Here is a 26,974-nt window from a genome sequence, read left to right as displayed (position 1 = left end):
AACCATAGTTCAGTAACGGCTCGTTAACCGTAAAACCACCCGATATCTCCGCGTTAAGATTTGATTCAGTCGCGATGGGCTTTATGGGTGACATGCTGGAAAAGCGCGTATTGCTCTTCCAGAAAAACGCAGACCAGAAAGGTCTGTTTAAAGCCAGAATGGAGTATTTAGTATCATGGCTATTCAACTATCAGCTGCAGTTCGTCAGAACCTTTCCGCCCTTCAAAGCACAGCGGACATGTTGGGCAAAACCCAAAACCGCCTATCGACTGGTTTGAAAGTTAACTCAGCTCTCGACAACCCAGGCTCATTCTTTACATCACAAGCACTGAATTCACGTGCTTCCGACTTGTCTTCTCTTCTAGATGACCAAGGCCAGGCTGTTCAAACTCTTAAAGCGGCTGACGAAGGTATTCAGGCAATTACAAAACTTGCCGAAGCCGCTAAGGGTAAAGCCAACCAAGCCCTACAGTCTTCTTCTACTGCTGACCGTCGTAAATTTGCGGGTGAGTACAACGAACTCCTGAACCAAATTGAAACATTGGCAAAAGATTCTGGCTATTCAGGCAAAAACTTGCTTGCTGGTTCAGGCAACGATTTGTCAGTGGTCTTCAACGAATCTGGTTCATCTAAATCGACTGTTTCTGCAGTTGATTTCACAGATTCATCAAGCGCGCTGGGCTTGTCAGATTTGACAATTGGTACATCTGGTACCGTGGCGACCACCGAAACTGCTCTTATGGCAGGTAAAGAGGGCACCACTGATAAGCTAGAAATCAAAGTCGGCGGCGTGCTAAAAGGAACGCTTGATTACGGCAGCGATGCCTCAGCATCTGATATTGTTGCAGGCATTAACGCAATTGATGGTATAACTGCATCATCAGACGGTACCAACGTCTCAATCACCTCAGAAAGTGGCCAGGTGAGCATTGATGATACCGTTACTACGTCGTCAGATTTGGGAACAATCGCCTCAACAAACTTTACGGCTGGTTCGTTTGACTCAGATTCATCAATCAACGCGACACTATCAAGCTTGACTGATGCTTTGGGCACATTGCGTTCACAGGCTTCAACATTCGGTACCAATCTTACCGTTGTTGAAAACCGCCAAAACTTCACGAAGTCAATGATCAACACATTGCAAGAAGGTGCTGGCAAGCTAACATTGGCCGACAGTAACCAAGAAGGTGCGAACCTTTTGGCCCTGCAAACACGTCAATCTTTGGCATCAACATCGTTGTCGTTCGCGTCTCAGGCAGACCAAAACGTTCTACGATTGCTCTAAGTTTCTAGGCAATTTATTAGAATTTCAAGACGGGTCCTCGGATCCGTCTTTTTTTGCACCTCAAATCGCATTAACTCCCCGTTAGCTATAATCATGCATTTTCTAGGCAGAGGTTCCAGGAAGGAACCCTTAAGTACCTAGAAAAGGAATTTAGTAAATGGCTGAAATGATTCATCTTTCGTCCGCCGTGCGTCAAAACCTGCTTTCATTGCAGGGCACCGCAGACATGATGTCAAAAACCCAAAACCGTCTAGCCACTGGCCTAAAGGTCAACTCAGCTTTAGACAATCCAGGTTCATTCTTCACCGCTTCTTCATTGAACAACCGCGCATCTGACCTCACCGGGTTACTCGATGACATGGGTCAATCAATCCAAACCTTAAAAGCGGCTGACGAAGGCATTCAATCAATCACAAAATTGGTTGAAGCGGCCAAAGGCAAGGCAAATCAGGCCCTACAGTCTTCATCAACTGCTGACCGTCGTAAATTTGCCGGTGAATACAACGAATTACTCTCGCAAGTTGAAACATTGGCAAAAGATGCTGGCTATTCAGGCAAAAACTTGCTTGCCGGCACCGGTAACGATTTATCTGTGGTATTTAACGAAGATGGCACATCAAAACTTGGCGTATCTGCGGTTGACTACACTGATACAACCAGTGCTCTTGGTCTCTCTGATCTAACAATCGGAACTTCCGGTACTGTTGCCACAACTGAAACTGCCCTTATGGCAGGTAAAGAAGGCACCACTGATAAACTAGAGATCAAGATCGGCGGCGTGTTAAAAGGAACGCTTGATTACGGCAGTGACGCCTCAGCTTCAGACATTGTTGCAGGCATTAACGCCATTGACGGCGTCACAGCAACATCAGACGGAACAAACGTCTCCATCACCTCTGAAAATGGTCAAGTAAGTATCGACGATACCGTGACCACGTCATCTGATTTGGGCACAATTGCTTCAACAGATTTCACAGCAGGTTCGTTCGACGCAGATACCGGCATTAGCTCGTCATTGACCAGCCTATCCTCAGCATTGAGCACATTGCGTTCACAAGCTTCAACTTTCGGTACAAATCTAACCGTTGTTGAAAACCGACAGAACTTCACCAAGAAGCTCATCAATACGCTGGAAGAAGGCGCTGGTAAGCTAACGCTCGCCGACAGCAACAAAGAGGGCGCCAACTTGCTTGCATTGCAAACTAGGCAACAACTCTCCTCAACATCCCTATCGTTCGCGTCTCAAGCAGACCAAAACGTATTGCGGTTGTTCTAAGAACAAGACAATCAAGTATTTCGTATGTCTCAAAAGGCGGTGTTTCGGCATCGCCTTTTCTTTTTAACTAACTGAAAAATATATACTTTCGCAAAATGCAACGAATTTATTCCCAAAATGCGAGTCTGTTAACCTTTCATTATCCATAGAATGGCATCCTCATCTCAAGGTCCCAGAATGGGGCTCGGTATAGCCTAGAAGAGGAAAACCAATGTCTGAGATGATTCATCTTTCATCGGCCGTACGCCAAAATCTACTTTCGCTGCAATCCACAGCGGACTTGATGTCGAAAACACAAAATCGATTGGCTACTGGTCTTAAAGTAAACTCCGCCCTTGATAACCCAAATTCATTCTTCACCGCATCTTCGCTCAACAATCGCGCTTCCGATTTAAGTGGATTGCTGGATGATATGGGTCAAAATGTTCAGACGCTTAAAGCGGCTGATGAGGGCATCCAATCCATAACAAAACTGGTTGAAGCGGCAAAAGGTAAGGCGAACCAAGCCTTGCAGTCGTCTTCAACAGCGGATCGTCGTAAATTCGCCAGCGAGTATAACGACCTGCTAGGTCAAATTGAAGATCTGGCGAAAGATGCCGGTTATTCTGGTAAAAACCTGTTGGGCGGCGGCACTGCAAACGACTTGTCGGTAGTGTTTAACGAAGACGGAACATCAAAACTTAGCGTTTCAGCAGTCAATTATACAGATACGTCAAGCGCACTTGGTCTTTCTGATCTAACCGTTGGAACAGCTGGAACAGTTGCTACAACCGAAACTGCACTTATGGCAGGTAAAGAAGGCACCACTGATAAGCTAGAAATCAAAGTCGGCGGCGTGCTAAAAGGTACGCTTGATTACGGCAGTGACGCCTCAGCTTCTGATATCGTAGCGGGCATCAATGCCATCAGCGGCATAACCGCAACAACTGACGGCACCAATGTGTCGATCACGTCTGAAGATGGACAGATTAGCATTGATGATACCGTTACTACATCATCGGATTTGGGCACAATTGCTTCAACAGACTTCACAGCCGGTTCGTTTGACACAGACACCTCAATCGACACTTCAATAAAGTCACTAACGGCCGCTTTGAGCACACTTCGCTCACAGGCCTCAACATTCGGTACAAATATGACGGTGGTTGAGAACCGTCAGAACTTCACGACAAAGCTCGTCAATACGCTAGAAGAAGGGGCCGGGAAACTGATCCTTGCTGATAGTAATAAGGAAGGTGCGAATTTGCTGGCTTTGCAAACACGCCAGCAACTTTCCTCAACATCCCTATCATTCGCATCTCAGGCAGACCAAAACGTACTCCGTCTATTCGGATAACGTTTATCTAGGCTCAGCCAGAAAACGGCCCGTGGGAACGGGCCGTTTTTTTATGCACAGCTTTCGCCCACCATTGTCCCAATTTGGCACCATCCAAAACGCGCGTTAACCTTTCGGTAAGGTTAACAATTCATTGTCATTGAAGAATCAAGTACAAGAATTGTTAACTTTTAGCCAGGATGGTTTGCCATGTCAGACATTACCCTCTCCCAATCCGTAAGACAGAACCTTTTGTCGTTGCAAAATACGGCGGATCTTTTGGGACGCACACAAAACCGTTTGGCCACAGGCAAAAAGGTGAATTCGGCACTGGATAACCCGAATTCATTCTTTACCTCCCAAGGATTAAACAACAGATCCAAAGACTTATCGACTTTACTCGATTCAATGGGCCAAGCCGTTCAAACCATCAAAGCGGCTGACGACGGCATGACCTCAATCGTGAAACTGGTCGAAGCGGCCAAGGCTAAGGCCAATCAGGCCCAGCAATCTTCACTGATTACAGAGCGTCAAAAATATGCCGTTGAGTATAACGAACTGCTCAACCAAATTGAGACCATCGCAAAGGACGCCGGCTATTCGGGTAAAAATCTACTGGCCGGACTTGGCAATGATTTGCAGGTTGCTTTCAATGAAGACGGATCTTCACGCTTAGATATTCAGGCCGTCGACCTCACCGAAACCTCAGGTTTGATGGGCTTGCCGGACTTAACGGCAGGCACAATTTCAACCGGCACCGTAACAGAAGCGAACCTAATTGCCGGGCGCGAAACCGATGATACTTTAACGCTGACAGTTGGCGGAAAAGTCCACACAATCCCTTATGGCGCGGCGGCCACCGCTGCGGAAATTATGTCCGCACTAAACGCCCTGCCCGACGTAACAGCTTCAAGCGACGGCACAACGATGACAATCACCGCCGCCGGTGGTGACTTTACGCTGGACGATACAAACTCGACCGCGAACATGACGGCGGTGACCGGTGCGGGATATGTGCAAGGCGACTTTGATCTTGATACATCTGTTGGCAGCACTTTGTCGGCCATCACGAAATCATTGAGCACCCTGAGGGGCCAAGCATCCACGTTCGGCACCAACCTCACAGTTGTTGAAAACCGCTCTAGCTTTACAAAATCCATGATCAACACCCTCACAATTGGGGCTGATATGTTGACGTTGGCGGATAGTAACGAAGAAGGGGCGAATATGCTGGCGCTGCAAACCCGACAACAATTATCGTCCACGGCCCTCTCCATGGCATCGCAAGCAGATCAAAACGTGCTACGATTGTTCCAGTAGAACCAAGCACTCGTTTCTAAGGGTAAATTATGGCGCTCAAGGTTGAACTCAAACCTAACGAAAAACTGATCATTGGTGATTGCGTAATCACCAATGCCGATCAGCGAACGCGTTTTTATGTTTCGGGACGTTCACCGATTTTACGTGAAAAAGACATTCTTACATTTGAAACTGCTGACAGCCCGGCAAAACGGGTCTACTTCGCCATACAACTTATGTATCTCGAGGATGATGTGGAAAAAGTACAGGCCGAATATTTCACGTTGGTGAATGACTTTGTACGCGCAGCACCGTCAACAGTTGCCATTGTTGATGAGGTCAATAATGAGATATTAACCGGTTCGCTGTACAAAGCTATGAAAAAGGCTAAGAAGCTTATTGAGTACGAACGGGAGTTGTTAAGTAATGCAACAACAGGCGGCAGCAGCATACCAACAGACAGCCAAGAAAACAGCTAACCCCCGTGAGCTGGAAGCAATATTGCTTTCAAAATCCGCGGCTCAGCTGCAGCGTATTCATGATGATTGGGAAAATAAAAAGAGCGAACTTGAAGGTGCCCTCACCTACAATCGTAAGCTTTGGACTGTTTTTCTAACCTCTGTTACCAAAGATGAAAATCCGCTTCCTGTTGCGATCAAGCAAAATGTCGCCAACTTGGGCATCTTTGTGATGAATCAGACAGTTCAAACTCTTGCACGACCCGAGCCAAGCAAGTTGAGCGTTTTGGTCAATATCAACCAAGAGCTAGCTGCAGGTCTTCGCACGCAAATGCAAAACGCCCAAGAATAATTTTATAAACTTGGGATCTCTCCTATTTTGGCGCTAAAGCGCCAAAATTCCAATTACTGAACGTAGTTGACCAAAGACAATCTACTTACCATTGCCGTCGTTTGAAAGCTCGCTTGCATCCGCGTCTGCAGCGCCAAAATTTTCATCGCAACTTCTTCGATGGGCGCTTTTTCGATAGCGGTCAACATGCCCTGAAGCATTGATTCTTGCTGCTTTTGCCGCTCTTTCACCCGTCCATTAGTTGTTTTTACCAAACCCAATTCCATTTGGATCACTTCTAGTGACCCCTCTTCGGAATTGTGAGATTCGGCTAGGCGTTCACTCACAGATTGGTTCAAGGCCTGATATTTTGCTTTTGCGTTGGGATCAGTCGCCGAGAAGCCTTCTGCAGCAAAAACCGCCAGCGAACGAATAAGACGTGTGGGCCCTGCTTCGTTTGCTTGAACCCCATATGAAACTTTGGTTGAATTATCAACGCGCGCATCCACTGATTTGCGAGGGTCTGTTGCGCTTTGACCCGTGTACCACGTCACCGTATCTGCATCCGTTGCAGCAACCAAAGCTGTAGCCGTGTTATATGGAGGACCGTCGACACGTTGCGCGGTTTCACCGTTCATCGCAAAGAAATTATCCGATGCCGCGAACGCAGATGCTGCCGTCAAATCCGTCACGGCCAATTCGCCGATCTTTGTATCTAGCGCAGTTTTAAAGTTCGCTGCCGTTGCTGCTACAGATCCGCCAATTTGAAATTCCCCGGCCTTTGTTGGCGCTTCAGCCGTTGCCTTCATCTCAACTGAAATTGTTCGCCCGTCTGGCATATCAAGCGAAATCATAATCCGCTCATTATCGGATGGGATACCGGTAAATTGCACCGAAGCTGATGGTGGGGCGCCTGCTGGCCCCGTCAAAGTTGTAGCTGCACCATCAGACGATAAGGCATCAATTTTAAAGCCAAACGGATGCGTGCCATCTTCGGCAAACGAAACTGTCGTTCCCGCAATCCCGGTCGTAAGACGCCCCATGGAAGTTGCGCCCAAATCGGCTTCTTTCCTTTGGGACAAAACTGTACGGAAGCCTGCTTTCCCATTTTCACCGTTCATAATGGCATCCATGCCTTTGATCGGTTTATCTTCGGTTTTATTGCCGCCAAACAAGTGTCGGCCATTCAAATCCGTGTTCAATACGTCAATCATTTCCGACATTCTTGCTTCCGCAAGATATTGGGCAGCCGTCATATTGACGCCATTGATCTCATATGAACCTTGCTGAGCGGATGAACGCGCTTCGCTTTCAATTTCATCAACGCGCTTCACCATGTCATTCATCATATTGATGCGGATATCGACCAAATCAATATTCTGTTTGAATGCGGTGATCCCCGTTAAACGTGAGCGCAAAGTGATATTCACCACCCTGTCACTGCCGAGTTCGGAAAGTGATTGAGCTTTATTGCCGCTCGAGAGTTGTTGTTGCAAATTGCTTAAGTCCGAACGCAAATTTGCGATCGAGCGGTAATTAAATGAGGCTGGAAACATTGCATTATTAATATTCATAATTTGTCCTACCCACTAAATCTGCATCAGGACGTCGACCAATTCCTTGGCGATCGTAACAACCCGCGCATTCGCAGCATATGCACTTTGTAATTCCAAAAGCGTGGCCATTTCTCGGTCAATATCCACGCCATATTCTTCTTTTGCCCGTGCCTCAAGCGTATCCATCACAACTTTTTGGCTAGCTTGAACTTGGTTGGCCGCCGAAACAACATTGCCCTGATAGTTCAAAACCTGCTGCAAAACATTGTCGACGCTGCCTGCAATTCGAAGTTTGCCACCGTGTAAATCCGAGCCAGTTTCTGTCAAAAACTGCATATTGTTGAGTTGATCGACAAAATGGTTGGCTCGCTTCGCGTCGCCAACGGAAGTTGTCGTTTCATATTTTACCAACAATGTCGCATCAGCCACAATATTCTGATTCAGTGAAATTCGTGCTGCAAACCCACGTTTTTGCGTTTTGCCATCGAGCGAATTCGTAAACGATGTGCCGCCAACATCTACAAATAGGGAGAGTGCTGCACCCGCACCCTGATCTGCTGTTACGGTGTGAAACGAATTGACGCTATTTATGTTTGTCGTGTTGCCCGCACCGTCATCCAACACTCGAATTGTGGTGCCCGCAGGATTGCTTACGGTAACCGCAGCACCAAGCGACGCGTTTAACGAGGCCGCAACAGGTCCAATACCGCCTGAAAAGTCCAGGCCAATTGTGCGATCTCCGTTAGAAGCCGTGCTGTCCATCGGTAGTTTTGAGGCATCGTCAACACGTAAAACATTGACCTTTTTGGTCGTGCCACCTTCTTCATATTCTATGGTGAAATAATTGCCGACCTGTATGTCAGCGACGTCAATATCATACCCATCTGCACCACCACTTGAAACGGCTGTTCCCTTGGTTTCTATGGTGCTCATCACCTGAGCGATACTTGCAGCAACCTCATCCAGTTGATCCTGCAAATTGACGAGCGTTTTATCGCGCAGATCAAGGAGGCCCTGCAATTTGCCGCTGTTCATTATGCCATATTCAACCACATCCATCTTCAACCCAGATGGAGTGACAACACTTAGTTCGCCAACACCAGATTTACTGTCGTCCCGGTCATAACGCGCATTCGCAGATAGGTTTCCCGCACTTTCAAACTCGAATTGCGCGGCCCTGGCATCCAAAAGCCCAACGCCGGCACGCGTGTGCAAAGCAACCGAGCCATCGTCACGATACTGCGCTTTAACGTCGACCATTTCAGATATGCGTAAGACCAAACGGTCACGTTCATCAAGCAAGTTGAGACGTGTTTCGTTGTCACGCGTCGTGTCTGTTAAATCCTGATTTAGATCTTCAAGCGATGACAGGTTTTGATTGAGCTCTGCCACATAAACCATCATCTGGCTCTCGGTCTGCGAACGCATCGCCTGTGTGGAATTGGACAAAAAGTTCAACGTTTCAGCCATTGACTGAGCGCGGTCCACCACTTGAGACCGTGATACAAAGTCCTCAGGGCTTGTGGTTAAGGTTTTCAGAGAGGATTTCAGATTTGCCAATTGAGTATCCAGCGAATTAATGCTGCCGGGCTTACCTAACAATTGGTCCACTTGGTTCATGAACTCGGCGCGGACGCCGACTTCTCCCATTTTGCCCATTTCTCGATATGTCTGTGTTTCTAAGGACTGAACATATGCACGCTGCACTTTTGCCGCACGCACGCTTATGCTGCTAACGCCAAGGTCTTCGATGCGTTGCAGATTCTGTCTGTGATAGCCCGGCGTACCAGCGTTCGCGACATTGCGCGAGACAACAGTCAAGCCACGCTGGCTCAAATCCATCCCAGCAAGCGCATTCGCTAATGTTACACTTAAGCCCATATCAACCTACATTTGGTCTCGTTCAATCCTCAAAAAACAGCGAAATGCTATCGCACCATATTCAGTGCTTCTTGCAGCATTTCATCGGCACTTTTCACAATTCTCGTGCCCGCCGCATAAGCTTGCTGGGTCACGATAAGTTTTGTGAATTCTTCAGAAATATCAGTATTTGAACTTTCCAGTGCCGCGCCCGTCACGTTGCCGTCAATATCAAGGATCGCATCACCAGACTCTGAGGTCGCAGAATAGATCCCCCCATCATGCCGACGCAGTGAATTTTCCGAATTGAACTGCGCGGTGACAACCTGCGCCAATTCAACCTTTTTACCGTTATTGTAGTTCGCAACAATCCGGCCTTCACGGTTCACTTCAACTGACACAAACTCGCCAGCTGGATAGCCGTTTTGTGAGAGCTTGGTCACTTCGGTGGTGCCGTTTGCATCCGAAAACTGGGTAACCCCATTTGAACCATGTTGTAACGAAACATCACCAATGGTAATCCCGTCAATCGTCAAACCTGTCAGGCTGACTGAAGGAATAGCTGGTGCCAACGAACCATTTGTGGCGAAATCGTAAGTCGTTCCGACGTTCGTCCACTGCGCATTCGCACCCGTCGCATCTGCGTCAGACTGATAGAACAAGTTCCACTTGTCCGTGCCGCCATTCGCATATGAATCTGTTTTTGCCCAACGCAACTGCACGTTGGCTGGCGCACCGTTTTCTGCATAAACAGTGATCGCGCCACCAGCAATCGAATTGGATAAGAACAATGCGTTGTCGTCTGCAGCAATTGTGGCGATCGTACCGCCAGTATAGCTAGCGGGCACAATCAATTCCGAGTTCGCATTTACCGGATCATAAGCTGCGTTCTTAGGAAGTTGCGGCAGGTTCAATTGATAATTGAATATCGCTGTTCGTTGCGAAGGCAAGAACGCGTTATCCAATTGTATCACCTCAGGCACCGAACCCGCCACGTTCCCGGTTTTGCTATCAATGGGGAGGCCTTTTAGATAGGCGTTCGACCCGTTGACCAAATATCCTTCTTTATCCACGTCAAAGTCGCCCCGACGTGTATAAAAATCAGTTCCACCGAACACCGCATTGCCATCATTTACGCCGATTTTTTGCTCAACAACAAAAAACCCTCCGCCATTGATCGCCATATAGGTATTTCTATCCGCAACCGTGATGTCGCCTTGAACGTCGTTTGTCGCACGGGACTGCGCCAAAACCGCACCAGCGATTTGGCGGTTAGAAGGTGCGTCTGGGATCAAATCCACAAAGTCAGTTTCAATCCTCTTATAGCCCGTCGTTTGTGAGTTCGCGATGTTGCCCGAAATATGCTCAAGCGCGAAGGACTGAGCCTGCAGCCCCGTCACAGCGGTAGCTAACGCACCATAAATACCCATTACATTCTCCTTCAGAACACGATATACGCTTCGATTACCTAAATGAATGCAATTTCAGTGCCAACTATCTAAGTCACTGTTTTTAATCAATATATCGAAATATAATGGCTAAAAATTCCTGACTAGATGGCAGATTCAGCCCACCTGGCGGCAAGATTTTCCCACCAAGTGCGCTTAGCTTCACTAAGGACCGATCCAGGCCAGCTTGACTTGCGGGGCCCCTTAAACTCAGTTATGAGCAATATATAGTTTCGACCACGCGTAAGAGGGGGCATTGCCCCTTGGTGACACATGCTTTTTGCTTCAGCTGAAGAATACAGAGATAGCCCGCGCAAAGCAGTTACAGCCTTTGGCATGTCTGGTGTCGGCAAAACAATGGTCGCCAGCCAGTTGCGGCATTGCGGATGGTTCCACTATTCAGTCGATTACCGCATCGGCACCCGCTATATGGGCGAGCATATCGTCGACAATTTCAAGCAGCGGGCCATGCAAGACCCGCTCTTGGCTGAATTGTTACGCTCAGATAGCATCTTTATCGGTTCAAACATCACATTCCATAACCTGTCGCCACTCTCAACTTACCTTGGTAAGCCGGGAGATCCGAATAAAGGTGGTATCGAATTCGCCGAATATAAACGCCGGCAAGCCCAGCATCGCGTTGCAGAAATTGCAGCGCTTGAAGACACAGCCTATTTCATCGAGCGGGCGCAACACATTTATGGCTACAACCATTTCATCGTTGATACATCCGGCTCATTCTGCGAAGTCCTAAATCCAAACGACGCGAACGACTCTGTTTTGCAAGCTGCAACAGCCAACACAGCGCTCCTCTACATAAGAGGAACGCAAGAAGACGAACAGCGGCTTATTTCAAGCTTTGTCAAAGCGCCAAAACCGATGTATTATAGCCCCGATATGTTGGACAGCGCGTGGGCCGAATATAAGGCCGAAAAACACATTGCGAATGACAATGATGTTGACCCAGACGATTTTGCCGTTTGGGGCTTTGCAGCGCTTGTGCGCCATCGCTTGCCCATTTATCAGTCGATTGCTGACAAACATGGCTACACAGTTGAAGCAAGAGACTTTGAAACCATTCGCGACGACAAAGATTTCGACGCAATGATGATGATGGCGGTTGCACACCGCCTCAACGGTTAAGTTATTAACGCTTACCGCCTAACTTTCCCCGACCCAAAATCCATATCCATATTCTGATCCGTCAGAGCAAACCTTAAACCGGAGTATTCCCATGCCCATCAAAATTCCCAATGATCTGCCTGCCCGCAAAACGCTGGAAGCAGAGGGCGTTATGGTAATGGACGAAGATCGCGCCACCCGGCAAGATATTCGACCGCTGCAAATCGGTTTGCTCAATTTGATGCCAAACAAAGAGCGCACTGAAACCCAGTTTGCGCGTTTGATCGGCGCCACCCCGCTGCAAGTTGACCTAACCCTGGTGCGCATCACCGATCATCAATCCAAAAACACACCTCAGGATCATCTTCTCAGTTTTTACAAAACTTGGGACGAAGTGAAACACCGCAAGTTTGACGGTTTCATCATCACCGGCGCACCAATCGCGCATTTGGAATTTGAAGATGTTGGCTATTGGGACGAAATGAAAGAAATCATGGATTGGACCCGCACCAATGTGCATTCAACCATGTTTGTTTGCTGGGGCGCACAAGCCGCCTTGCACTATTTCCACAACGTTCAACGCTTCCGTCGCCCCAAAAAGGCATTCGGCGTTTACCGGCACCAAGCCATTGCGGATGCGTCAAAATATCTTTTGGGTTTTTCCGACGATTTTGGCATTCCCGTGTCGCGGATCAACGACATTGACGAAGCCTCTGTTCCAAAAAACTTAAAAACCTTGGTCAGCTCAAGTGAAGTTGGCCTTTGCCTCCTGGACGACGCAGAAAACCGTCAGCTCTTCATGCTCAACCACCTTGAATATGATCACCGGTCTTTGGCCGAAGAGTATTTGCGCGACAAGGATGCGGGATTGGATATCAAACCACCCATCAACACATTCCCAAATGATGACATAACCAAAGAACCACTCAACCGCTGGCGTTCCCACGCTTATTTGCTGTTCGGCAACTGGATCAATCAACTCTACCAAACCACAAAATACAATTTGGATGAGATCGGCGAATAGCCAAACCCCACCTAAATCTCACCAGCAAAAATAGCCAAACGTTTGTTCATTGCCGCAAACGTTTGACTCTCTCCCTTCCCAAAGTTTTGATCAAATTCACATGGCTCATTCTGCCATGCGCACCGACATGTTCAAAAAAACGGGCTAGCACCTCTTGTTTATATATCTATTAGACATATATCCACACATATCTAATAGATATAAATAGGACTATTCCCATGAAACGTATTTGGTTTGTCGCGATCCCAGTATTTTTGATTGTCATCGCTTTCATCGCTGCCTCGTCTGTTCTATCGCCGGAATTGCCGTCACCGTCCGGCAAGCATCAAGTTGGTTATCAGCGCCTCACTATTGCCAAGGGTGAACGCTGGGTTGATGCGCAGGTTTTCTATCCAGCAAGTTCCCCCACCAACATGCAACCTGTTGCGATGCCGCAAGATCTGGCTGAACAGCTCTCCAAATCGTTCGGCATACCTACTATTGCGATGACAGATGAACGCGCTTTGCTTGCCTATACGGACGCGCCTGTTGCTCCCGGCAAGCATCCTGCTTTGATCTTCAACCATGGTCACGGCATGTATGCGACCCAGAACAGTCACAACATTTTGGAGCTAGCCAGCCAAGGTTACATCATATTTGCATTGAACCACCCAGGACACAGCCTATTGAGCAAGAATGGCCAACAAACCGTCACAAAAAACGACGATGTGAGCAACTACACAGAGGAAGAAGCGAAAACACTTCTCACCCGGCAAGCACTTGGCAACGACCAATTGCGCGCGACAACCAGTCTCGATGAATGGAAAACCAAAATGGAGGTAATCCAACAAGAGGCATTTGCCGATATTGTTGACCAGTTTCCAGTTTGGATTGAAAACAACAAGCTGATGCTTGATGCGCTGCCAGAGCTAAACAATGGTGAACAACAAAGCCAACTCGCAAACGCCATAGACCTCGCCAAAGTTGGGTATTTCGGCCACTCCTTCGGCGGCGCTGTCGCCACCCATATGGGCATGAACGATAGCCGCGTCAAAGCAGCGTTCAACCTTGATGGTCCCGTATTTAGGTGGTCCCTATCCGATAACCCAACCGCTAGCTTTTGCTTTGCTTATGGCGATAGCAACAATCAAGCAGGTGTTCGATCAGACTTTTCCTGGGCCAATCAACAAGTCGCCATCGCAACAAACGGATGTGAGTATGTTTTTCAGGGCGCAGCGCATATGAATTTTAGCGATCTCAATGAAATCACCATTCTCAAATGGTTCGGCCAACTCGGACCAATCGGTGCTAAATTGATGCGAGAAAACCTGAACCAATCATTGCTTCAATTCTTCAACCAACACTTGCGTGATCAAACAGAATCCCTGAAGCTTAGCGGCACACAAATGAAACAGCATTGAAGCAATAATGCAGGACAAAATCATACTGGGTCTTTTGGCCTATCAAGATGCCAGCCTTTACGACCTAAAAAAGACGATGGAGCAGTCTACGGTGATGTTTTACAACACCTCGATCGGCTCCATACATCCTGCATTGCAAAAGCTTGAACGGCAAAAATACGTGACCGTTCGCGAAGAAGCGAACGGAAAACGCATCAAAAAAGTCTATCGCAGAACCCAAGCCGGCGTTGAAGCTTTTCAATCCTGGATAAGCGAACCCATCGCGGTGTTCAAAACCAAAGATGAAAGCATGCTGCGGCTTTTCTATTTTGGCCATATTGAGGGCGACGTCAGCCAACATATCCAACTTTACATTGACGAAGCCGACCACTGGATCGCCATGCTAGAAGCCATGCTTGCCGCTCAAGACCTTTCCAAGGTGCCAAAATCACACCGAAAAATCGCGTTCTTCCAGCTCGCCACAATGCGTTATGGGCTAGATACGATTAAGTTTGGCAAACAATGGTACAAACAGCTTCTCACCGATTACCAGCAGCAACAATTCGACTAAGCAGACATCAATTCTAACTTTGGCGACGCAGCCCAATCCGTTTGATCAGCTCAATCGCTTCCTCACTTGGTTTTTGTTCTATTCGGCGATAGTCCGAACCATCAGTATTTCGGCTGATCATGCCCTTGCCGATCATCGTGCGCCGCAACAATGCAGCATCTCCAAAAACATGGGCCGCATTCAATATCTGATTGACCTTTTTTTCTGCCATATTGGTGTCCGCAGGCAGTAAGGACCAGAAAACCCAAATGCAAATTTCTTGCACTTTTAAGCGAGATGGCCAGCGCTGTAACACACCCTGATCATCAAACTGATTAAGGCAACGTTCGATCACTTTATAATCAACCACCGGGTTGGGCACATCGTTTGCGATGCTTTGGTGCGCCTTAAAAGTAGCGTGCAAATGTTGGTAGTTCTTGTACCCATTCGCCTTTGCCAGCAAATTTAACAGCCGAACATGCGACAGCGGTTGCTCGTTGGCTTCCAATTGTTTGGAAAGTGCTTTTGAAAATTGAGAAATATCGTCCGCGACAAGCGGGATTGATTGCTTTGACATATCACATCCACTAGTGGCCGGTTTATCGTCGCTGGTCGCTGATTTATCGACATGGCACTGAATGACTGATCAAATGCAATGATTGTAATGGCAGGTTTAGTTTCCCTGAACTTCAGGGACAGCAACACCTTGGTTCTGCCGACCACCCTCAGGCTAACACGCTGAACGCGGCCACGGCAAGCTGTTGTGGGTGATCACAAAGCGCTTTTTGCCTGCCTTGACTTCGCGCCCTTGCTCGACACCAAGATAATGGCTGACACAATAATAAGGAGCGCAAATATCCGCGTCGGCCCGAACGGCTCGCCCAACCAAAGCACACCAATCAGCGCACCACCCACAGGCACCGCAAAATTGATCTGCGACATGTGCCGCGCGTCCAATCTCACAATAAGGAAAAAGTAAATCAGCGCCGCCATCGCAGTGGGGAAAACACCCAGATATACAAGCGCGACCAACGACTCGGTATTGGGCGACGCCAGCGTTCCAAAATCGACAAAAACCAAACTTGCAATACCGATACATGCAGCGCCGACCAGCATAGAGCCTGCCGCCATCTCCAACGGTGGTTTTTTAGGACTGCGCTTGACGATGATGGTGTTCGCCGCATAGCAGACAGCAGCACCAACCAACGCCAATTGCCCCATAATATGGCTGCCAATCGCAGATAGTGCGCCAAACCCAAACAGGGCAATCACGCCAGAAAACCCAACCACGACGCCCCAAGAGGATCGTGATGTGAGTTCCTCGCCGGGCAACACAAAATGCGCAAGAACAACGGTGACGATTGGCGCACCCCCCATCAAAATGGCGGCCAAGCTGCTATCCACATTTAACTCGCCGAACGAAATCAGGAAAAACGGCAGCGCATTTCCCAATATCCCCGTCACGGCATAAAGCTTCCAGCTTTGAAGGTCTTTGGAAAGCGACTTTCGCATGAAGGCCAAAACGCCCAGCAACAATAATGCACCAATCGCCATCCTGCCGAAAACGAGCAACATCGGGTCGATCGTCGCCACGCCGATTTTGATAAAGGCGTAAGAAGAGCTCCAAACAGCAGCGAGCAAAAGCCACAGCAAAATGTTGATCATTTCGATTTTACATCCCCAAAAAGCACGCTTGATACGCTACACTAAATGTAGCATACTGCGCTACAATAAATGTAGCAAGAGGTTTTGCATTGGGCCAAAATTCTGAACTATCAAAACTATTCAAACCCGGCCAAGCGGTGCGTGGGTCAAAAACCGGGGAGCCGATTATGGTTCTGTTTGACCTGTTGGGGCGCAGATGGTCGATGGGTGTTTTGTGGAATTTGAGCGACGGCCCCCGCACGTTTCGCGACTTGCAAACCCGGTGCGGCTCCGCGTCGCCAACAGTGCTCAACACAAGGTTGAAAGAACTGCGAATTGTCGGACTGATCGAAAAAACCGAAAAGGGCTACGCACTCACCCCTAAAGGCGAAGAGCTATACAAACTGCTTGATCCACTCGGCGATTGGGCGGCCATCTGGAAAAATGACTTAAGCAACACAGCTTGAATCAATCTGTGAACAGCACGATTCAACGCCTCATCATTAACGCGTAGTGCTTTGTTATTACACCGCTTTATGTGGAAGCAACAAAGCGTGAGAAGGCACTAATCAATGGCACCTTCCCACTACTCAACTATTTTGCGGCGGTTTCCATTTTCAACACAGTCTCTTGAGACTGCTCATGAAAATGTCTGGAAACTTCAACAAACCCATACCGGTCGTAGAAGGCGCGACCAATTTTGTTCATTTCAAACACCTCGACAATCAACTGCCCCTTCAACCTTGCTGCATGGTCTGTCATTGCTTTGCCGTAACCATTGCCATGTTGTGCTGGGTCCAAAAACAGCCCGCCAATTTCATTGCCAAGTAGCGCAATAAAACCGATCGGCTGACTGTTCGTTTCAAGTACCCATGTCTCTGCGTTGGGCAAATACATTGTCCGCATATCCGATGCGACTTGGCGAACAAAAGCCTCGCCTAAAAACGGATGCGCGAGCGCATTGGCAGTTCGCCATATGCCAATCAAAGCATCGGTGTCGCGCTCTTCATATTTTCTGATTTCAAATTGACTTGAAGTCATCGTTCAATTTCCAATTTCATTTATTTGTTGTCGAACTGGGCGCGTGCAGACGCTACGCCCAACCGCGTGACGCGGTACGGCTTTCCGTTATTCGACTTGATGAGACGCCGCTTGCGCAGGCGCATAAAAACTTTAAGCGTGCAATCAGTCAGCACATGACCGTCACGTGTAAAGCAGATGATTTTTCGAATTTTGCCGTGCTCATTGCGTTCGTGGTGGATGGCTCCACCTTGCGTGAGAACGTGCAAAACACGCTGTTCGTATTTTGAGATATTCAACGGAGCTATCCATTTGATGTGAGAACACAACAAAGAGTTTGCTCAGCGCATCACGCCTGAGCAGTTTCTTTGGTTCAAATGTTCCTCAAACAAGGAACTAGCGGGCTACCGCATTCTCTAACATCAAATCTCCGTCGCCTTCGGGGTTGCAATAAAGGCGCTCCACATCACTAGCAAAGTCCCAAACGCCCAACAAGTAGACCGACAAGAACATTTTCGTCCGTTGCAAACTGGCAACTATGGATAAACTCGTGCCTGGGCACAAATGCAGCCAACCCCTTGCTGTTGCGTCAAAAATACCTACTTTAGGACCAAGACCAAAGCGCAGCAGCAAGGACAAGAACCTTATGAGCAATTGGGCCGACGAAACCCTTATCGCGCTCGACAATGTGGTGGACAATGTTCAAAACATTTTCACCCCCACTTTGCGCCTTGGCGTTACGGGACTATCTCGTGCCGGCAAAACGGTATTCATTACCTCGTTGATCCACCAATTAATCGAAGGCAACAATTTGCCGCTCTTCAAGCCTCTGGCCAATGGTCGGGTGATCGGGATCAAACTCGCCCCGTCGCCCAACCAGGGCATACCGCGCTTCGCTTATGAGGAACATCTCGCCGCCCTTACTGGCAACGATAGACATTGGCCCACGTCGACCCGGCAAATTTCAGAACTGCGCTTAACCGTAAAATATCAAAGTGCAACTTGGATGGGTAACATCACCGGACCACAAGAAGTCCATATCGACATTGTTGATTACCCGGGCGAATGGCTGCTCGATTTGCCATTGATCAACAAAAGTTATGCTCAATGGTCCATGCAGGCATTTGAAAACGCCAGCGAACCTGCCCGACGCGACATCGCCCGTGGCTGGAAAACCCTCGCTAATGCGGTGAAACCAAGCGCTGAATTTGATGAAGCTGATGCACAAAAGCTCTCGTCTGCATTTAAGGCTTACCTTAGCGACTGCCGTGAAGATACCCACGCTCTTTCTGCCTTGCCCCCGGGCCGGTTTTTAATGCCGGGTGATTTGGAAGGATCGCCTGCCCTTAGCTTCGCGCCGTTGCCCCCACAATCGGGCGCGAAACCCAACACCAGTTTTTACGCCACCATGGAAAAGCGATACGAGGCTTATAAACACTTGGTCGTGCGTCCATTCTTTCGGGATCACTTCGCGCGCATCGACCGCCAAATTGTACTGGTGGATACCCTCTCTGCCTTAAATGCCGGACCGGCGGCGGTGAAAGACCTTCAATCCGCCATCGCCGAAATTCTGAGCTGTTTCCGCGCCGGATCAAACAACATTTTCTCTGCCCTGTTTTCGACCAGAATCGACAAAATATTGTTCGCAAGCACCAAAGCAGATCACTTGCATCACACAAGCCATAACCAACTTGAAATGATCCTAAATCACCTTGTTGCCAACGCTGCAAAAGATGCGCAGTTCAAAGGCGCGGCAACGTCGTCTCTTGCGCTTTCTTCGGTACGCGCAACGCGCGAGGGACAAGTCGAGCATGAAGGTGAAATGCTGGAAACCATAATCGGCACCCCACAAACGGGAGAAAGCCTTTCGGACAAAACCTATGACGGCAAAAAGGAAATAGCCCTATTTCCCGGCGAGTTACCGGACAAACCTGAATCTGTCTTTGATCCCGACGCCTCCCATATCGGGCAGCTCAAATTCCTCCGCTTTCGCCCCCCAGCGACACAAACCGATACAAATGGTCATCTAAAATTGCCGCATATTCGTCTTGACCGTGCGATCCAGTTTTTGATTGGAGATAAGCTACAATGAAAAAACCAGTAGCAATTGAACTCGACGCGCAGCCAAGTCAAAAATCAAAAACACAGGTAAAATCCAAACCGCAAAGGTCTCCTTTGGCGTTTGATGTGGCACTGGCCAAAATCGAGGCCAATCCAGACTTCAATGCGGACTTGGCTGAAACAGAACAAGTCGCCTTGCCCAAACGCTCGCTATGGTCAAAGCTCTTTTGGACAGCCCTTGCATTTTTGGTTTCGCTCGGCACCGGCTTAGCACTGGAACGACTGGTAAGCGACCTGTTCGCCCGCTACCCAGCGTTGGGATGGGTTGGTCTTGGTGCCGTGGCAATTATGGTTTTGGCCCTAGTTGCCCTCATCATTCGCGAAATTTTTGGCATGATGCGCTTGCGAAAACTCGAGCATTTACGCGTCGCCGCGCTTTTGGCCCATGAACAGCACAAATTAAAAGACGCCCGCAATGTCGCCGCAGACATACGTGAGCTTTACGCCGCACGGCCGGACTGCGCACGCGCGTTGGCCGTTTATGATGCAGGCGCACCAGGTGTTCATGATGCAGAACATGTTCTTCCCTTTGCGGAACGTAGCTTGCAGCACCCGCTCGACAGAAAAGCACGCGCTATGATTGCCTCGTCGGCGCGGCGTATTGCGCTGGTCACCAGCGTCAGCCCCCGCGCCCTCGTCGATATTGGCTTTGTGCTTTTCGAAAGCTTCCGCCTCTCCCGCCGAGTGGCAACACTTTACGGCGCACGTCCGGGCTTTTTCGGGTTTTTGACCCTCTCCAAAGCAATCCTAAGCCATTTGGCTCTAACCGGCGGCATTGCGTTGGGTGACAGCGTTTTACAGCAACTGTTGGGCCACGGCATCGCCGCACGCGTATCGACCAAGCTCGGCGAAGGGGTGATCAACGGGCTAATGACCGTGCGCGTCGGCATCGCCGCCATGCGCGTCACCCGTCCACTGCCATTTCTTGACGCCAAAGCGCCCACCGTCAGCGAGTTTTTACCCGAACTGCTAAAGCTGGCGAAGAATGAAACGAGCGAAAAAGGCTCCTAATAGCTATCTTTATGCTTTAGCCATTCCATGCCGTAGACAAGCTCGTCTTCATCCCGACCTTTTGGCGTGAGATCAAGAAAGTTATAAACGCCATTCATCAAATCCAGGCCGCGACTGTGGGCCGAATAGGTATGATAGACATCATCTCCATCCCGAGCGAAAACACTTATGCCCGGCATTTCATCCGCATTACTTTCAAACGGCTTGAAATTATACTGCTTGTCTTTTTGATCCGGCTTAAACGAAACGTGAAAGTCAAAGTTGAAACTGCTCGGTGCAGATGACACCCAGTCAAATGTCCAGCCCATGCGTTTTTTGAACGGCATAAATACGCTGAGCGCCGCTAAAGATATCACCTTGAAGGACACGTCCCGCGCGCCAAAATGCGCGTCATTGCCGTTGAAATTGTCCGCCCAGAAAGAACAGCTTTTGCACCCCTGTTTCCAGTCTGGCCCATACATGAAGTGATAGATCAGCAATTGCTGTTTATCACCGAATAGGTCGAGAAGACTTTCTTCGCCTCGTTCCGTTTCAAACCGGTAATCTTGATCAATCTTGACCCAAGGCATGTTGCGGCGTTTGGCGCTTAGTTCATCCTTTAGTTGCGTAAACTCTTTTTCCTGCGCCAACAGATCTCGTCGCTCATTTTCCCATGTTGCGCGGTCAACAATTGTGTTCGGTTTCATTGCGCTCTCCCTTAGAACTTAGACTAACATCAAACTTGCTCCCATCAACATGTCGAACCAGAACTGGTAAATTCGACAGCGCACATTTATTCTTCTTTCAACGACATAAAGAAAGCATTCGATTATTTAATCTACTTGACGATCCCAAAATTGAGGCGTAACTGCCTTTTCATGATCAATTCTTCCCGCCTTGAAAAACTCCGCACGCCCTATTTCATGCTGATCTTGATGGCCATCACCATTCAGATTGGTTTCGCGTCGTGGAGCGCAATTTTGAACAACTTTGCCCATGATCAAGCAGCCTTCACCGGCGCAGATATGGGCTTGTTGCAATCCGTGCGCGAAATCCCCGGCTTCTTGGCATTCACGGCGGTGTTCTTTTTATTTATATGGCGCGAGCAGACCTTTGCATTGATCTCTCTGGTCGTGTTCGGCTTCGGCATTGCCATCACCGGCATGTTCCCAAGCGTCACCGGATTGTTGATCACCACCTTCATCATGTCGCTTGGTTTCCACTATTTTGAAACCATGAACCAAAGTTTGCAATTGCAGTGGCTTCCCAAAGCAACCGCGGCCAAGCAATTGGGCACAATTTTGGCCGCCAGTGCTTTTGGCCAGTTGCTGATTTATGGGCTGGTGATCTTGCTTTGGAACGTCCTCGCGCTGCCCTACATCGCAATGTTCTATGTCTTCGGCGGGCTCACGCTGGGCCTGACATTGTTCATGATTTTGTTCTTCCCGCAGTTCAAACAGCCCGTCATTCAGAACAAAAAACTGATCCTTAGAAAACGCTACTGGCTTTACTACGCGCTCACCTTCATGTCCGGAGCACGTCGTCAAATTTTTGTGGTGTTCGCGGCCTGGATGATGGTCGAAAAGTTCGGCTTTCACGTCCATGAAGTGGCATTTTTGTTCATCATCAATGTCACGTTCAACATGCTATTTGCCCGCCGCATTGGCGCGGCCATTGGCCACTTTGGCGAACGCGCCGCCCTAACTTTTGAATATGTCGGGCTGATCTTGGTGTTTGTCTCCTATGCGCTCGTCAACAACGCGTTTTTGGGCGCCTCGCTATATGTGATCGACCACTTCTTCTTCGCCCTCGCCATTGCCATGAAAACCTATTTCCAAAAGATCGCCGACCCCGCCGATATGGCCCCCACCGCAGCGGTCGCCTTCACCATCAACCACATCGCCGCCGTATTCATCCCCGTAATTTTCGGCATCATATGGTTGTACAATCCAGCCTATGTGTTCTTCGCAGGCGCTGGCTTTGCCGTTATATCGCTAGGCCTATCCCAACTCATCCCCCGCCACCCGGAAGCAGGCAATGAGACACTGTTGGTGAAACGCAACACCTAGTTTCAATCCCTTTTTGCCCATTGTTATTCAAAAATTTTTCGTCTAGCGTTTAATCCATGATCTGCCAGTTCTTGGCAGTCAGTTCCTAACTCAACCTAGTGAGGCACCAATGGCGCGCGGTAATTTTCCAAGAAACCTAGTCTTTAATCTTGAGAAAATGATGGTCCATGCGCACCTTGAATTTAGGAATACTCGCCCACGTCGATGCGGGCAAAACTAGTCTCACAGAACGCCTGCTTTTTGCGGCAAATGTCATTCATAATATTGGCACTGTCGATGGCGGTAACACCCAAACCGACACGTTAGAGCTCGAACGCCAACGTGGCATCACGATCAAGGCGGCGGTTGTTTCGTTTGAAATCAACGACCTAACTGTCAACTTGATCGACACCCCCGGCCACCCCGATTTCATCGCCGAAGTCGAGCGCGTGCTCAACGTGCTTGATGGCGCGGTGCTCGTTATTTCTGCGGTTGAAGGCATTCAGCCTCAAACCCGCATCCTGATGCGTGCGCTAAAGCGCCTTGGCATCCCAACGATGATTTTTATCAACAAAGTTGACCGTATGGGCGCAGATTGCCGAACATTGTACAATGACATTGCCAACAATCTCGCGCCTTTGCCAATTGCGTTGGGTGCTCCAGCGAATACAGGCACCAAAGCCGCAAGCTACGCGCCATTTGACTTTAACGATAACCAATTTCGCGAACAGCTCATCGAAAATCTTTCGGAACCTGATGAGCAACTTTTAGCCGATTATATCACCGACCCCAAGAGCATCACCCCCACGCGTTTAAAACACGCGCTGGCTCGGCAAACAGCGTTAGGCAATGTAACACCCATCGTCTTCGGCTCCGCCATGTCTGGCGCTGGCATTGATGCGATACAAGACGCCATCGCAACCTTACTGCCCGCCAAAACTGGCAACGCCGAAGCGCCACTTGCTGGCACAATCTTTAAAATTGACCGTGGTTGGGGCGGCGAACGCGTTGCTTATGCATCCATCACCTCGGGCAAGATCAACAACCGAGATATCATCCCTTTGCCCCACGGCGAAGCCCGCATCAAAGGCATTCAATTGTTCGAAGCAGGCAAAACACACCCAGTCCAGTTTGTGGAAGCAGGACGCATCGCCATGCTTTCAGGCCTTAGCGAAGCCAAAATTGGCGACACGATTGGTGTGGCGGCAAGCCAAAACAACAACCACCATTTCGCACCACCAACGCTTGAAACCCGCGTAACGCCGAACAACCATAGTGACACCAGCAATCTCTGGCTGGCCCTCAACCAGATGGCAGACCAAGACCCGCTGATCAACTTGCGCAAAAGCGATGAAGACCAACAAATCTTTGTTTCCCTTTACGGCGAGGTACAAAAAGAAATCATCCAACAAATGTTGCTGGCAGATTTCAACATTCCCGTGGCGTTCGAAAAATCCACCATCATTTGCGTCGAGCGCGTCACCAAAACCAGCACCGCCATTGAGTTGATTGGGGAAGACCAAAATCCATATTACGCAGCCGTTGGACTTCGAGTGGAACCCCGCGCCGAAGGCACCGGCAATGCGATATCGCTAGAAGCTGACATCGGACAAATGCCAGCTGGTTTTTACCGCACGATTGAATCAGCAATCGACGAACACCTAAATCAAGGCGTTTTTGGTTGGCAAATTGCAGACTGCCACGTCGCAATCACCCACACGAAATGGCAATCCCCGGCAACCACCGCCACCGACTTTCGCGAACTGACGCCGCTGGTACTTGCCAAAGCATTACAACACGCCGAACCAGTTGTTTGTGAACCAATCAACCTGTTTCATTTGGAATTGCCGATGAGCGCAGTCGGGTCAATCATGCCAGCGATTGCAAAGGTTGGCGCGCAGATCCAGACCTCACGCCCGAAAGGAAACAGCACCATCATGGAAGGCTTGATCGCTGCTGGCCAAACACAAAACATCCAGCAATTATTGCCAAACTTAACCGGTGGCGAAGGCGTTTTGGAATGTAGCTTTAGCCACTTCACGCCGATGTCGGGCAACCCACCTCACCGCACCCGCACTGGGCCAAATCCATTCGACCGCGAAGAATATATGCACCGCGTCCGGCACAAACTGGGGGTCACTTAGTCAACGGCGCTAGATCAGCGGATCATAGGCCCATTGCAATAGTGCTTGACGTTGGCGGGGGCGGCAAAAGACGTCGCCCGGATCGCAGTTCGCCCGAATTTGCCCGGCATGCCGCGCAAAACCTCGCCAGCGTTTGATCTGTTTTTGGTCAATTTCAGGCAAACGACGGCCCATGAAATAGCGGCAATACCACTGGAACCAACCACGCGGATCGGGGCCATATATCCATCCCTTTTGCTGCCAAACAGATAAAGGCTGACGGCTCTTAATAGCAAAATAGTTCATCTCAATGTTCGGGCGATCAGATATCCGCGCGCCCTCAAACCAATCAGCGGGAAATTCGTCTCGGCAATCGTTGCAATATTTACCCTCAAACACCCCCATGGCGAGCATTTCTTTAGGTGTGAAGTGCGGCGTAAAACTTGAATCAAACCCCTCACCCATCGGCGCAACTAATTCATAAGAATAGTCCTTTTGCATTCTGTCATTTACTTCAACCCAGTCACCAAGCGCCATCACCGTCTCCTATGCTTATAAGTTGGTACGTGACAAACGACATTTAGATCACATTTTTTGGCACGCCTAAACCACCGATCAGCATGGCTACCGGTTTGGTCAAAATTGCAGGGCGCGAGGCGTTTGAAATCTCGTCACTTGGTATAAATGTAATGAGACGTCAAACGCCTCGCGCAAATGGTCTTTTGCATCAATCTGGAATTGCCCCAGGGAGCTAAACCCTTCTATCCCCTTTACCTGCGCTCCACCAAAACTGCTAAGATCGCCATGATCATTTGGTGCTAGAGGGAAACAGTGCCCAATAAGCGACTTACGGCTGCCCTCGGTGTCGGACTGGACAAGCCAAATAGTGCGAACCCTAACGTCTTGTGGTCCGGCCATCCCCATTGATTTGGTCAGCGCCCCGCCTGATGCGGTTTGCCTTCCACCGCCCGCCATTCGTCAACAGCCTGCACGGTTTTTATCAAAGGTGAGATATTGTGGCATGGTCCTTAGTGACGAGGATAAGTTTTGTGCTTTTTTGGGGGCAATCCCTGGTTAGGTAGTTTTATATCTTGAATAGTCAAACACGATAAACTGTCCGCAGAAGTGGTAGTAAACTCCATTGCATTTTCTACAAAAAATTTAGCCACTACTAACGTAGATTCTTTTGATTTGAGTTTCTGAATTAAATTTAACTTTTGCTTGGATGCCTTCGGATATTTTACTCGCAAGCCTATATTTTGGATGCCGAAAGCAAAGTGTTTTCTGCAATTTTTTAAGTCATACTGGAGTATATAATGGGCAACTTTACACGACTAATTTTCGCGATATCGTTATGTTTTCTGCCGCAACTTGCCCTCGCTGACAAAGAGTTTTCGATCTACGACTATGTCGTTGAGCCCAAAGAAGAAATTTACGGCAAGCCCCTTCATAATTATGTCAACGATTGGTGGGAATGGGCATATTCCATGCAACAAGCATCCAGCCCAATCCATGACATGGATGGAACATTTTGCGGTGTTAATCAAAGTGGCCCAATTTGGTTTCTCGCTGGTGGATTCGGCTCTGCGCAACTCCATCGGCAGTGCACAATCCCTGCCAACAAACACATATTTTTCCCTGTTATCAACGCCCTGACATTCACACCACCTGGTGAAGAAATGAGTTGTGCAGTCGCAAAACATACAGTGGCCGTCGCAAGCATAGGGTTCAAACATATGCAGGTGTTTGTAAATGGTAGAAATGTCGAGTACGTCGCGCGTTTTAAAATGGGCTCAAAAGAGTGTTTCAACCTGTTTGAACGCGTACCAGCGAAATTTAACGCGCCCTCAGTCGCACCCTCTGCAACAGACGGCTATTGGATAATGCTCAGACCCTTGCCTGTGGGAGCAAATACTTTGCAGTTCATGGGGTATCATGCTGACAGCAGTGGAGCTTATGCTGAGATGTTGCAAAGCATTTATTATGATTTGGACATACTTGCCGAATAGTAGGTGCGGAGTTGGTATCATCTAGATAAAGCCTCAATAAGCCGCGCTGAAATCCCAAACGGATACTCGGGTCAAGCCCGAGTATGACGATGATGGGTGGCGGTGTCATGCAG

At 48.8% G+C, this 26,974-nt stretch carries 25 protein-coding genes; 16 read left to right on the top strand and 9 right to left on the bottom strand.

What is annotated here, in order from left to right:
• Positions 1–175 precede the first annotated feature (175 nt).
• From ACSHWX_RS03750 to flaF, 6 genes are all read left to right on the top strand, one after another.
• Positions 176–1,288, top strand: a complete 1,113-nt coding sequence (locus ACSHWX_RS03750; RefSeq protein WP_435666849.1) for a flagellin — start codon at positions 176–178, stop codon at positions 1,286–1,288.
• Between the two features lie 157 nt (positions 1,289–1,445).
• Positions 1,446–2,564 carry a flagellin gene (locus ACSHWX_RS03745; protein WP_435666848.1) on the top strand — a complete coding sequence of 373 codons (1,119 nt, stop codon included), beginning with the start codon at positions 1,446–1,448 and terminating at the stop codon, positions 2,562–2,564.
• Between the two features lie 211 nt (positions 2,565–2,775).
• Positions 2,776–3,900 (top strand): flagellin, encoded by a 1,125-nt coding sequence (locus ACSHWX_RS03740; protein WP_435666847.1) that lies wholly within the window; start codon positions 2,776–2,778, stop codon positions 3,898–3,900.
• Positions 3,901–4,089: 189 nt separating this feature from the next.
• Positions 4,090–5,199: a flagellin gene (locus tag ACSHWX_RS03735; protein ID WP_435666846.1), complete on the top strand. Its 1,110-nt coding sequence runs from the start codon at positions 4,090–4,092 to the stop codon at positions 5,197–5,199.
• Positions 5,200–5,228: 29 nt separating this feature from the next.
• The gene (gene flbT, locus ACSHWX_RS03730; RefSeq protein ID WP_435666845.1) at positions 5,229–5,657 is read left to right on the top strand and encodes a flagellar biosynthesis repressor FlbT; all 429 of its coding nucleotides are present in this window, start codon (positions 5,229–5,231) and stop codon (positions 5,655–5,657) included.
• Positions 5,605–5,988 carry a flagellar biosynthesis regulator FlaF gene (gene flaF, locus ACSHWX_RS03725; RefSeq protein ID WP_435666844.1) on the top strand — a complete coding sequence of 128 codons (384 nt, stop codon included), beginning with the start codon at positions 5,605–5,607 and terminating at the stop codon, positions 5,986–5,988. Before flbT ends, flaF begins: the two co-directional genes overlap by 53 nt.
• A gap of 53 nt (positions 5,989–6,041) precedes the next feature.
• Here flaF and ACSHWX_RS03720 read toward each other — a convergent pair whose 3' ends face one another.
• Genes ACSHWX_RS03720 through ACSHWX_RS03710 form a run of 3 tightly spaced genes read right to left on the bottom strand, consistent with a single transcriptional unit; the run spans position 6,042 to position 10,813 of the window.
• Positions 6,042–7,541, bottom strand: coding sequence for a hypothetical protein (locus ACSHWX_RS03720; RefSeq protein ID WP_435666843.1), 1,500 nt, complete (start codon positions 7,539–7,541; stop codon positions 6,042–6,044).
• A gap of 15 nt (positions 7,542–7,556) precedes the next feature.
• Positions 7,557–9,404: a flagellar hook-associated protein FlgK gene (flgK, locus tag ACSHWX_RS03715; protein ID WP_435666842.1), complete on the bottom strand. Its 1,848-nt coding sequence runs from the start codon at positions 9,402–9,404 to the stop codon at positions 7,557–7,559.
• 47 nt (positions 9,405–9,451) lie between these two features.
• Positions 9,452–10,813, bottom strand: coding sequence for a flagellar hook protein FlgE (locus ACSHWX_RS03710; protein WP_435666841.1), 1,362 nt, complete (start codon positions 10,811–10,813; stop codon positions 9,452–9,454).
• A 291-nt stretch (positions 10,814–11,104) separates the two neighbouring features.
• Here ACSHWX_RS03710 and ACSHWX_RS03705 point away from each other — a divergent pair, with 291 nt between their 5' ends.
• The 4 genes from ACSHWX_RS03705 to ACSHWX_RS03690 all read left to right on the top strand — a co-directional run bounded on the left by ACSHWX_RS03705 (position 11,105) and on the right by ACSHWX_RS03690 (position 14,927).
• Complete coding sequence (locus tag ACSHWX_RS03705) at positions 11,105–11,974, top strand: ATPase (protein ID WP_435666840.1); 870 nt, start codon at positions 11,105–11,107, stop codon at positions 11,972–11,974.
• Between the two features lie 91 nt (positions 11,975–12,065).
• Positions 12,066–12,977 carry a homoserine O-succinyltransferase gene (locus ACSHWX_RS03700; protein ID WP_435666839.1) on the top strand — a complete coding sequence of 304 codons (912 nt, stop codon included), beginning with the start codon at positions 12,066–12,068 and terminating at the stop codon, positions 12,975–12,977.
• A 218-nt stretch (positions 12,978–13,195) separates the two neighbouring features.
• Positions 13,196–14,377 (top strand): alpha/beta hydrolase family protein, encoded by a 1,182-nt coding sequence (locus ACSHWX_RS03695; RefSeq protein ID WP_435666838.1) that lies wholly within the window; start codon positions 13,196–13,198, stop codon positions 14,375–14,377.
• Between the two features lie 7 nt (positions 14,378–14,384).
• Positions 14,385–14,927 (top strand): PadR family transcriptional regulator, encoded by a 543-nt coding sequence (locus tag ACSHWX_RS03690; RefSeq protein WP_435666837.1) that lies wholly within the window; start codon positions 14,385–14,387, stop codon positions 14,925–14,927.
• Positions 14,928–14,940: 13 nt separating this feature from the next.
• Here ACSHWX_RS03690 and ACSHWX_RS03685 read toward each other — a convergent pair whose 3' ends face one another.
• Together ACSHWX_RS03685 and ACSHWX_RS03680 are read right to left on the bottom strand one after the other, a co-directional pair.
• Positions 14,941–15,483, bottom strand: a complete 543-nt coding sequence (locus tag ACSHWX_RS03685) for a DUF2087 domain-containing protein (protein ID WP_435666836.1) — start codon at positions 15,481–15,483, stop codon at positions 14,941–14,943.
• A 194-nt stretch (positions 15,484–15,677) separates the two neighbouring features.
• Positions 15,678–16,571, bottom strand: a complete 894-nt coding sequence (locus ACSHWX_RS03680) for a DMT family transporter (protein ID WP_435666835.1) — start codon at positions 16,569–16,571, stop codon at positions 15,678–15,680.
• 167 nt (positions 16,572–16,738) lie between these two features.
• On the opposite strand from ACSHWX_RS03680, the gene ACSHWX_RS03675 reads away from it, so the two are divergent.
• Positions 16,739–17,017 (top strand): winged helix-turn-helix transcriptional regulator, encoded by a 279-nt coding sequence (locus ACSHWX_RS03675; protein ID WP_435666979.1) that lies wholly within the window; start codon positions 16,739–16,741, stop codon positions 17,015–17,017.
• A gap of 127 nt (positions 17,018–17,144) precedes the next feature.
• Here ACSHWX_RS03675 and ACSHWX_RS03670 read toward each other — a convergent pair whose 3' ends face one another.
• Positions 17,145–17,591 carry a GNAT family N-acetyltransferase gene (locus tag ACSHWX_RS03670; RefSeq protein ID WP_435666834.1) on the bottom strand — a complete coding sequence of 149 codons (447 nt, stop codon included), beginning with the start codon at positions 17,589–17,591 and terminating at the stop codon, positions 17,145–17,147.
• A gap of 20 nt (positions 17,592–17,611) precedes the next feature.
• Positions 17,612–17,869, bottom strand: a complete 258-nt coding sequence (locus ACSHWX_RS03665; protein WP_435666833.1) for a YjhX family toxin — start codon at positions 17,867–17,869, stop codon at positions 17,612–17,614.
• A 347-nt stretch (positions 17,870–18,216) separates the two neighbouring features.
• Here ACSHWX_RS03665 and ACSHWX_RS03660 point away from each other — a divergent pair, with 347 nt between their 5' ends.
• The gene (locus ACSHWX_RS03660) at positions 18,217–19,662 is read left to right on the top strand and encodes a YcjX family protein (protein ID WP_435666832.1); all 1,446 of its coding nucleotides are present in this window, start codon (positions 18,217–18,219) and stop codon (positions 19,660–19,662) included.
• On the top strand, positions 19,659–20,702 hold the full coding sequence (locus ACSHWX_RS03655; protein ID WP_435666831.1) for a YcjF family protein: 1,044 nt from the start codon (positions 19,659–19,661) through the stop codon (positions 20,700–20,702). Before ACSHWX_RS03660 ends, ACSHWX_RS03655 begins: the two co-directional genes overlap by 4 nt.
• Here the strand turns inward: ACSHWX_RS03655 and ACSHWX_RS03650 are convergent.
• A complete protein-coding gene (locus ACSHWX_RS03650) occupies positions 20,699–21,388 on the bottom strand; it encodes a DUF899 domain-containing protein (protein WP_435666830.1) in 690 nt (229 codons plus the stop codon). The genes ACSHWX_RS03655 and ACSHWX_RS03650 overlap by 4 nt on opposite strands.
• Positions 21,389–21,559: 171 nt before the next feature.
• Between ACSHWX_RS03650 and ACSHWX_RS03645 the strand changes: the two genes are divergently transcribed.
• Both ACSHWX_RS03645 and ACSHWX_RS03640 read left to right on the top strand, forming a co-directional pair.
• Positions 21,560–22,750 (top strand): MFS transporter, encoded by a 1,191-nt coding sequence (locus tag ACSHWX_RS03645; RefSeq protein ID WP_435666829.1) that lies wholly within the window; start codon positions 21,560–21,562, stop codon positions 22,748–22,750.
• 167 nt (positions 22,751–22,917) lie between these two features.
• Entirely contained in the window at positions 22,918–24,873 is a 1,956-nt protein-coding gene (locus ACSHWX_RS03640) for a GTP-binding protein (RefSeq protein ID WP_435666828.1), read from the top strand.
• Between the two features lie 9 nt (positions 24,874–24,882).
• Here ACSHWX_RS03640 and ACSHWX_RS03635 read toward each other — a convergent pair whose 3' ends face one another.
• On the bottom strand, positions 24,883–25,389 hold the full coding sequence (locus ACSHWX_RS03635) for a hypothetical protein (protein ID WP_435666827.1): 507 nt from the start codon (positions 25,387–25,389) through the stop codon (positions 24,883–24,885).
• Between the two features lie 779 nt (positions 25,390–26,168).
• Between ACSHWX_RS03635 and ACSHWX_RS03630 the strand changes: the two genes are divergently transcribed.
• Positions 26,169–26,861 carry a hypothetical protein gene (locus ACSHWX_RS03630; protein ID WP_435666826.1) on the top strand — a complete coding sequence of 231 codons (693 nt, stop codon included), beginning with the start codon at positions 26,169–26,171 and terminating at the stop codon, positions 26,859–26,861.
• Positions 26,862–26,974: the final 113 nt, after the last annotated feature.

Source organism: Maritalea sp. (genome assembly GCF_051251695.1).
Lineage (GTDB): Bacteria > Pseudomonadota > Alphaproteobacteria > Rhizobiales > Devosiaceae > Maritalea.
The sequence above is the reverse complement of the archived record's forward strand: the minus strand, read 5'-3'. Positions and strand labels throughout refer to the sequence as shown.